Genomic DNA, 9389 nt, shown 5'->3' with positions numbered 1-9389 from the left:
CTAATAGTTTATGCAATAACATCAAAAATTTACTATAGAATTATAAAAGAATAGATGAAAATAAACTCCAGAGGAAAAATCTGGAGTTTATTGTTTTATCTGTATTTGGACTTTTGGGAGTGACTCAAAAATCGTGATTTCGGAGAAATCGATTTTGTCGAGTCACCCCCGCACAGTTTATTAGATATCTAAAAAGCTTTTCTAAAGCGATTTTAGATATCAATAAACCACTGCGTCTATGAGTTCTTATATACACTTTGTTAAAATTAAGGTCTTCTGGATTAGTCCCAAAAGTCCATTTTAGAAACTATTTTATAGTGGAAATAATATTCACTATAAAAAATCTGAAAATTAGAAAATAAAATGTGATAATTTTCATAAATTGTATTGATTATCTTTGTTATCTCTGATAAAATTTACATAATAAATATACTTTTAGAGTCAGATTATAAAAAGGATTTTAAAAGTTAGTGTTAGGGGTGAAGATCGTGTTTAAATTATTATTTAAACAAAAATATAGCATATTAGTATTTATTATTACAGTATTATGCGCAGCAACACAGGTTGCGACGTCTTATGGATTTAGTTTGATTATCCAAGCGACGGTAGATAAAAATTTAAGATTTATGGTGTCGGCAACTATTGCAGTTATGTTGATATATGTTGTTTTGAATACATTAGGTTATTTCAGAGCGATATATGTAGAAAAATTGATTCAAAATTTTTCTACAAGTCTTAGAAAAACAGCAATTGCAGATTTCAAGAAAAAGTTAGTTTATAACGAGAAACATAATAATGGAGCAGAATGTATAGCTTTAAACACTACTGATATTCAGCAGTTTGAGCAATATGCGGCTAATTGTTTATTTGCGATTTACAGTATATCTTTAGTTGTTATCTCAACAATTGCATTACTTAAGGTGAATATTACGTTATTTATTATCTCACTTGCATTGTCTTTATTAATGATGGTTCTACCTAAGTATTTCAACAAAGCGATAAAAACAACGACAAAAGACATTTCAAAAGCTACAGAAGATTTCAATAAGGATTTAGAGAATGCGCTGGCTAGTTCAGAAATGCTAAACAACTTTTCTGCGTTGAATTTATTAGATAGAATTGTTAATGTAGGTTCAAAAAATATAAAAAATGCGAAAGTTAATAGAAAAAAATCTATTATGACTTTACAAGGATTGAATGTGACAATAAATGCAGGTAACCAAATTGCGTTGATTTTTATTGCGGGATATTTCGCATATAAAGGATATATTGAATTTGCGATGATATTTGCGATATCAGGTTATACAGGGGAATTCTTTGGAGGATTGACAAAAGTAATCGAGCTATATCCGAATTTCGCTTCAGCAAATGAGTTGTTGAATAAGTATCCAGAAATTAAAGAAGAGAAAAGTTTACCGAGAGTCGAAAAATTAGATAAGGCGATTGTAGTTTCTAATGTTAAATATAACTATCCAGATAAGACGGTAGAATTTCCTAATTTAACTTTCGAGAAAAACAAGAAATATTTAATAAAAGGTAAAAGTGGTAGTGGAAAATCAACGTTGATAAATATTTTAAATGGTGATTTGAAGAACTATGAAGGTAGCGTAGAATGGGATAATAGAGAATTAAAACAATTTGATATTAAATCAGCAATTTCTACTATGAATCAAAAAGTGCAATTATTAAATTTATCGATCAAGGACAATATTATTTTAAACAAAGAATATAACGACAAGTTGTTTAGAGAAGTTCTGGAAAATTGTAAGTTAGTTGATGTGATTGATAATTTAGAAGAAAAAGAAAATACAATACTAGACAATAAAAACTTAGCTTTATCAGGTGGACAGTTGCAACGATTAGGACTAGCGAGAAGTTTATATCATAAAAAAGATGTATTCATAATCGATGAAGGTACAGCGAACTTAGATAGTAAGTTGGCAGATGATATTGAGGAAATAATATTAAAAGACAAAGAATCTACAGTTATTATGATAACTCATAGAAATAGTGAAAAAATTGAAAACTTAGCAGATAAAGTAATAACATTAGGTAGCTAGATGGAAAAGAGGGTAAGATTAAAAAAAAATCTTAAACCTTCTTTTTTATTGTGTAGACATGGATTTTTCTTCTAACGAGAAGGGGAAGATAAGAACAAAAGTAATTAAAAGAAAAGTCGTTTCAGGATTGATATTTTAAAATATTTTCAGGAGCAAAAGAAAAACGCTAAGGGCGGCAACCTAAAGCGTAAGTAATCTTTAATATTTCCCAAAAGGGTAGACGGCGTCCCAACCGTTCTTTTTTATTATAACATAAAGTCATAGAAAGAAATAACATAAACGTAAGCCAATTATGCTGTTAGACTTTAGAAATAAAGAAATATGTAAGAATAAAAATTGCGAGTGATACACCTTCTACTTGAATTAATGTGTATAAGTGTGTATAATAAAAGTAAGGAGGACAATACAATGCCAATGACATCTAAAGAGATGATTAAGCTTTTAGAAGCAAATGGCTTCATTTATGTAAAAAGTGGAGATGGTTCGCATAGAAAGTTTAGGAATCCTAAGACTGGTAGGGTAACACAAGTTCCGTTTCATAATCGTGCTTTAGGAAAAGGTCTAGAGCATAGGATCTTGAAACAGGCGGGATTGAAATAGTTCCCGCTCCTTATTTTAATAATAGGAGGTATTATTATGAATGTAGTCTATCCTGCTATATTTTATAAAAATATAGAGAATGACGGATATACAGTGGTTTTCCCTGATTTAGATTTTGGTGCTACTGAAGGAGAAAATTTAAAAGATGCATTTTTTATGGCCAGTGATTATTTAGGTGCTTGGTTGTATGAGTATTATATTGATGGAAAAGAGTTTCCGATAGCAAGAGATATAAAAGATTTAGAAATTGAAGAGGATGAGTTTTCAGTAAAAGAAGCTAGTTTTGTAAGTTTAGTTGGTGTTGATATGCTAGAATATGCAAGAAAATCAGAAGTAAAAACAGTAAGAAGAAATGTATCGATACCTAGTTATCTAAATGAGTTAGCAAAAAGAAATAACATAAACGTCAGCCAGTTATTACAAGAAGCGTTAAAAGAAGAATTTAGTATGTAAATATGAAGACAGCAATTCAGTAAAATAATAAAACTGAGTTGTTGTCTTTTTCTAATGGACACACAATGAGTAAAACGGCAGGAAAATGTTCGTTCGAGAAAGACAACTTAGAAAAAGACTTTGCAGTATTTGTCCTTTCAAAAAGAACAACGAAGTAAAAATTATAAATATCTAGGAATGAGTCTAAAACTCTATTTTCCTAACATTACTAATATTTTTGAACATTTTCGTAACAATAACCTTTAAAGCTATCTTTTAATTTATCTATATAGTATAATAAAAAAGATATAATTGATAATTAATATCAATATAGGTAACTAGAGCCTTTTTCATAAAAAGAGTGAATGTTGGATTTTCTATAAAAACAACAAAATCCTTCACTACCGTTTTACTCTTTTTGTGTAAATCAATCTAAATTTGAAATTAAATAAGGAGATATTATGAAGATAGATGGTAGAGCGATGGCTCTCTTCAATATCAAAAAAGAAGTATATCTCGTAGCGATTCTTAAACTTGTTGCCTTTTGGTGCTCGCTATTTTTCATCTACAACTTTGTAGATTTTCTATTTTATTCACTAGGTGAAGAGAGTAGAAGCGGTGCTGTATTAGGATTTATCCTGAAAACAGTGATAGGTTTAGTAGTGTATTACGGAGCTACAACAGGGGATAATTACTTCAGTCACAAAATTTCTAAACAGGTTAGAAATACATTAAGGAAAGAGATTTACAACAAAGTAGAAAAACTTTCACTAAATTACACAGAAGCAGTAAACGCTGGTAGTCTTCTTGTGATGAATTCTTCATCGATTGTAAATATCGAGTTTTATTTCAATAAGTTTGTACCGCAGATGTTTGCGACATTATTTATAGTACTTAGCTCATTTGTGATTTATGGGAAGATTCATATCTTACTATTTATAGCGATGTTATTACTATATCCACTTATTCCTGTATCTATTATGATTATTATTAAGAAATCGAAAAAGGCTAATAAAAAGAACTTCAGCGATTTCTTAAGCTTATCTGAAGTATTCTATGATAGATTATCAGGTTTCACAACGGCAAAAATTTACGGTAAAGAAGATAACGTAGCGAGTGATGTTGATACTCGTAGTGCGAAATATAGAAAATCAACGATGGCATTACTTCGTCACCAACTTAATTCTATTAATGTGATGGATGCTATTACTTACGTTTCTATATTTGTCTTATCGATTATTGCTATTTTTGTGGTAAAAGATCAGAAACTTATTGTTTTCGTGATTGTTGCTTCGTTAGAATGCTTTAAACCGTTGCGTGCATTAGGTGGCTTGTTCCATATTTCGATGAAAGGGAATATTGAGTTAGATAATATCTATAAACTTCTTGATCATCCGGAACAAGAAAAAGATGAGACTATCGAGGTAGAAGCTGGAAAGAATATTGTTCTGAACAATGTTGGCTTCTCTTATGGAGAGGAGATAACTTTAGAAAATATCAATATGATATTTAAACCTGGTACAAAAACAGCATTAGTAGGAGAAAGTGGCAGTGGTAAGTCTACTATTATCAAATTAATCTTAGGTTTAAATTCTAACTATAGCGGAAGTATAAAATACGACAACTTCAATATCGATAGTATTCCTACTAGAGAGATGGCTAAAATTACGACACTTATTACTAATGATAGTTACTTAGTTAAAGGAACTGTAAGAGAGCATTTAAGTGTTCGTAAAAATATAAGTGAAGAAGAAATGTACAATGCTTTAGAAAAAGTTAATCTTAGAGATTTCGTAGAAGAACACGGAGGTCTAGATTATGAGCTTGCGATAGGAGCTGCGAATCTTTCTGGAGGTCAAAAACAAAGACTACTTGCAGCGAAAGCAATTTTGAAAGATTCTTACTTATATATACTTGATGAAGCTGTATCGAATATTGATGATTATAGTAAGGAGATCGTACTTAATGCTTTCGATTCAATTAAAGAAGGAAAAATTATTATCGTTATTTCTCACGATTTAGAGACTGTAACAAATGCAGATAATATCTATGTTTTAAAAGATAAAAAAATTATCGAAGAAGGAACACATGATGAATTGATTGAAGAAAATTCTCTGTATAGAAAATTATTTACAGATCAACAACAACTGAAATCAAAATTTTTAGCTAAGGAGGTAGAGTAATGACATCATTAAGAGAATTAAAACAACTGTTAGCTATTGCTCAGGATTTTAAACGTCCATTGCTTAGAGCGACTTTATTCGGAAGCTTAGGACACTTAACACTTGTTGTATTTACCTACTTCATCTCGTTATTCTTTTTAACAAAAATAACGACAATAGCTGTAATTTTATTTATAGTAATCTTTGCTTTAGCCGTGTTAAAAGGGTTATTCAGTTATACTGAGCAACTTTTAAATCACTATGTGGCATTCAAAGTATTACATGCCTTACGTGTTAAAGTTTTAGAAAAATTTAAACGCATCTCTGTCGATAATTTCACGAAAAATACTTCAGGTGATTATATGACGATGATTACGACTGATATTGAATTATTAGAAGTTTTCTACGCGCATATGATAACACCGTTTATGATTTATATCGTCCAAAGTTTAGTAGTTAGTTTCTTCCTATTATTCTTTAGTGTGAAACTAGCATTAGTAGCGTTAATAATTTATATTGTAATTGGACTTGTATATCCGTTAAGTTTTAGAAATGTTGGGCAAGATGTTGGTGAAAATTATCGTCGTAAACTGACTCAAGTAAACAACAATTCATCAGAAGAAGCTTACGGGATTTTTGAAACATTGCAATATGGAAAAATCGATGAAGCAAAACGTAATATCGATATGGAAACCGAAGAACTGACAAGAAGTTCATATCTTAAAAATAAATTTTTAGTAGATTTGAATGTTCTAAATGTTGTAACTTATAATATCGGGGTGTTGGCATTTATCTATGTGGCATCTTCGCTTGATAATCAGTTCGTAACTATATCGCTAGTTGCAATGTTTATAGTATCATTTATCCCAATTTTATACATGGGGAACCTTGCTTCAACATTAAGTCAGACGATGGCTAGTGGAAAGAGATTTTTAGAGCTTATGAATACGCCGGAAGAAGCGGAAAATAGCGGAGTAGTTGTTGATTTTAACGAACTTAAAGTTGAGAACTTAACATATCGATACGCTGATAATACTGTAGTAGATAATCTAAGCTTCGATGTGAAAAAAGGTGAGATTATCGGATTAAGTGGACCTAGTGGATGTGGTAAATCTACAATAGCGAAACTTATTATGAAATTCATATCAGATGAAAACATGGAAGGTAATATCACTATCGATGGTATTGATCTAAGAGACATAGATAACCGTTACTTTAGAGAAAATAGCTCGATAATTCTGCAAGATAGTTACCTATTCAATGCAAAAATTAAAGATAATATTACATTCTTTGAAAAAGATTTAGATAAAGAAGAATTGGATGCATCTTTAAGAAAAACTAATTTAAGAGGTTTTGTGGATAACTTAAAATGTCGCGAAAATGAGATTGTTGGTGAGAGAAGTTCGAACATAAGTTCAGGACAAAAACAACGTTTATCAGTAGCGCGTTCATTCTACAATGATAGTAAACTTCTGATTCTTGATGAAGCAACAGCGAATATCGATATCTTCAGTGAAATCGAAGTGCTAAAAGCTTTAGAAGAAAGTAAAAAAGATAAGATAACAATAATAATTTCACACAATAAATCAACATTATCAATATGTGATAAGGTAATTAGATTGGGTGAATAGAAAGAGGAACTTGGAAATTTCCAAGTTCCTTTTTTGCTATTTTGTTAAATTTCTATAGATTTGTTGTTTAATAAATTGTAAATCATGCTTCTCAGTAGGACAAGGAACGTCTTCAAAAAGAATAAATCTTTGGGCTGAGTAGGTCATGATAGGTCCTGCGAATGAACGAATGACTTCTGCTGGCGATAGTTTCTCGTTAATTTCAGGATTGTTTTCTTTGTGTTTTTGTAATATATCTTTAAAGTTTATTTCTGCAAAGACCACTTTTAACGAATCGATAAGTTGTGCTTTTAAATTCTCGTTTGTTAATATCTCTGAGAATACTATTTTTACGGTATCCTTATTTTCTTTTAGGAAAACCATACGATCTTCAACAACATAACTGATTAATTCTTCAAGTGAATTAGTATTTTGAATTCTTTTTAGAAAATTTAAAAATAATTTAGGAATAACGGGGACTATTATTGAATATAATAAATCTTCTTTAGTTTTAAAGTATTTAAATACTGTTGCCTGACTAACGCCTGCTTCTTTAGCAATTTGAAGCGTAGATGTTCCATGGTATCCTTGTTTTGCGAATAATTTAATCGCAGCTTCTATTGTTTTTTTCTTACCAGGTGGAAAGGTCTCGGCATGAGATATGCTAAAGTAAGATTGTAAGATATTTTCAGTCATAAGAGTCTCCTATTGTTTTTTAAACTTTTCTATATCGTTTTAAGCCTAGAATATTAAGTATTATTAGAAGTATGCAAAGTGCAAGTAGAATTATTATATCATTTGTAATCGCAAGAAGATTTTTACCTTCTAAAATTATTTTGCTTAAACCGTCACTAGCATAGGTAACAGGTAGGATTTTACTAATATAGACAGCAACTTTCCCCATACTTTCAACAGATACTATTCCTGAAAAGAACATTTGTGGAATAACTATTACCGGAACGAACTGCATCATTTGAAATTCTGATTTTGCAACCGTTGAGATTAGTAAACCTAGTGTTAAGGCAACCATTGCTAGTAATACATTAACTATTATAACATAAAATGGATTTCCAGCAACTTCAATATTTAATAAATATACAGATGATAAAGTGACGATAATAGTTTGAATTATGGCTAATGAGCTATAAGATAATACATAACCTAGGACGACTTCGCTTCTTTTTACTGGAGTTGCTAAAAGTCTATCTAAAGTTCCACTATTACGTTCCTTTAATAGCGCCATACCAGAGATTAGAAATACGTAGAAGAATATGATATAAGCAATTAAAGTAGGTGCAACTTTATTGAAAAATGTTGAATCTGCATTACCATAATTATAATATTCTTTGACTTCAGGTTCTTGTTTATTTTCGCTTAATTTAGGATTTACTTTTTTTACAACCTCTATCAAATTTTTCACTTCTGATGCTTTTATAGAACTTTTTAAAACTTGTTGGGCTTGCATAGTTTTTGTAGTGTCTATGTTAGCATGAGTCACCGTGTAGGTATTGTTATCGTAAGAAATTATAGTGTCAATCTCATTATTTTTTAATTTCTCTTCAGCAGCTTCTTTTGATTGATATTCCTCTATATGAACATTGTCAATATCTTTCATTACGGAAACTACACTTTGAGGAGTGTTTACAGAAGCAACAGTAAGTTCAGAGTTTGTATTTGCTGAAAAGACTATGCTAATTAACCACATTATAAAAATCGGTGCAACGAACATCATAGCTAAAGTTCTTTTATCTCTAAAAAATTCTTTAAATACCCTTTTTGAAATAGTTAAAATTCTCATTTTATTTTTCCTCCGCTTTTAAGAATACTTCTTCGATAGTAGTAACATTATTTTTTTCTTTTAGATCTTTTGGTGTGTCGAAGTCTATAATATCTCCACGAAGAAGAAGTCCGACTTTGTCTGTAAGTTCTGCTTCGTCCATTACGTGAGTTGTTACAAGGATTCCAACACCGTTATCCCTTTGTTTAAATAATTCTTTCCAAATGCTACGGCGAAGGCTAGGATCTATACCGACAGTAGGTTCATCGAGTATAAGTAACTCAGGGCTACCGATTAGCGCAATAGCGAGTGAAAGTCTGCGTTTCATCCCACCTGAATAATTCGATACTAATTTTTTTAGGTGGTCGGTTAAGTCAACTATTTTTGCTACATAAGCTATTTCTTCTTTTAGTTGTTTTGGAGAAACACCTTTTATTTTTCCAAAAAATTCTAAATTTTCGTAGCCGGTAAGTATTTCATAAAGAGCATCGCTTTGTGCCATATATCCAATATTAGAAAGAATTTCTCTTTTTGGCATTTTGTTATCTAGAACAAGGGCTTCACCTTTATCTGCTTTTTCCATACCGAGCATTGTCTTTATTAATGTTGATTTTCCCGATCCTGATGGACCGATAAGACCGACAATTTCACCTTTTTCTAGGTTGAAATCAATGTTATCAAGGACTTTTTGATCCCCGAAGCTTTTTGATAATGAAGTAATTTGTATTAATTTTTTCATAAGAATTAT

General features: G+C 30.6%; 8 protein-coding genes. 5 read left to right on the top strand and 3 right to left on the bottom strand.

The window, feature by feature from the left end:
- The first annotated feature begins 488 nt into the window (after window positions 1–488).
- The 5 genes from RWQ74_RS08360 (at window position 489) to RWQ74_RS08340 (ending at window position 6885) form a co-directional block, all read left to right on the top strand.
- A complete protein-coding gene (locus tag RWQ74_RS08360; RefSeq protein ID WP_314397834.1) occupies window positions 489–2060 on the top strand; it encodes an ABC transporter ATP-binding protein in 1572 nt (523 codons plus the stop codon).
- Between the two features lie 408 nt (window positions 2061–2468).
- Complete coding sequence (locus tag RWQ74_RS08355; protein ID WP_304096555.1) at window positions 2469–2660, top strand: type II toxin-antitoxin system HicA family toxin; 192 nt, start codon at window positions 2469–2471, stop codon at window positions 2658–2660.
- Window positions 2661–2696: 36 nt separating this feature from the next.
- Entirely contained in the window at window positions 2697–3113 is a 417-nt protein-coding gene (locus tag RWQ74_RS08350; protein ID WP_314397833.1) for a type II toxin-antitoxin system HicB family antitoxin, read from the top strand.
- A gap of 440 nt (window positions 3114–3553) precedes the next feature.
- Window positions 3554–5275, top strand: a complete 1722-nt coding sequence (locus RWQ74_RS08345) for an ATP-binding cassette domain-containing protein (RefSeq protein ID WP_314397832.1) — start codon at window positions 3554–3556, stop codon at window positions 5273–5275.
- Entirely contained in the window at window positions 5275–6885 is a 1611-nt protein-coding gene (locus tag RWQ74_RS08340; RefSeq protein WP_314397831.1) for an ABC transporter ATP-binding protein, read from the top strand. The genes RWQ74_RS08345 and RWQ74_RS08340 overlap by 1 nt, the downstream gene beginning before the upstream one ends.
- A gap of 36 nt (window positions 6886–6921) precedes the next feature.
- On the opposite strand, the gene RWQ74_RS08335 is transcribed toward RWQ74_RS08340, so the two are convergent.
- Genes RWQ74_RS08335 through RWQ74_RS08325 form a run of 3 tightly spaced genes read right to left on the bottom strand, consistent with a single transcriptional unit; the run spans window position 6922 to window position 9380 of the window.
- Window positions 6922–7560: a TetR/AcrR family transcriptional regulator gene (locus RWQ74_RS08335; protein WP_314397830.1), complete on the bottom strand. Its 639-nt coding sequence runs from the start codon at window positions 7558–7560 to the stop codon at window positions 6922–6924.
- Window positions 7561–7579: 19 nt separating this feature from the next.
- Window positions 7580–8662, bottom strand: coding sequence for an ABC transporter permease (locus tag RWQ74_RS08330; RefSeq protein WP_314397829.1), 1083 nt, complete (start codon window positions 8660–8662; stop codon window positions 7580–7582).
- Between the two features lies 1 nt (window position 8663).
- On the bottom strand, window positions 8664–9380 hold the full coding sequence (locus RWQ74_RS08325; protein WP_314397835.1) for an ABC transporter ATP-binding protein: 717 nt from the start codon (window positions 9378–9380) through the stop codon (window positions 8664–8666).
- Window positions 9381–9389 lie beyond the last annotated feature (9 nt).

Origin of the sequence: uncultured Gemella sp., assembly GCF_963525165.1 — a bacterium.
GTDB lineage: Bacteria > Bacillota > Bacilli > Staphylococcales > Gemellaceae > Gemella.
Note: the sequence above shows the minus strand (reverse complement) of the source record. Positions and strands in the feature narration are given on the sequence as shown.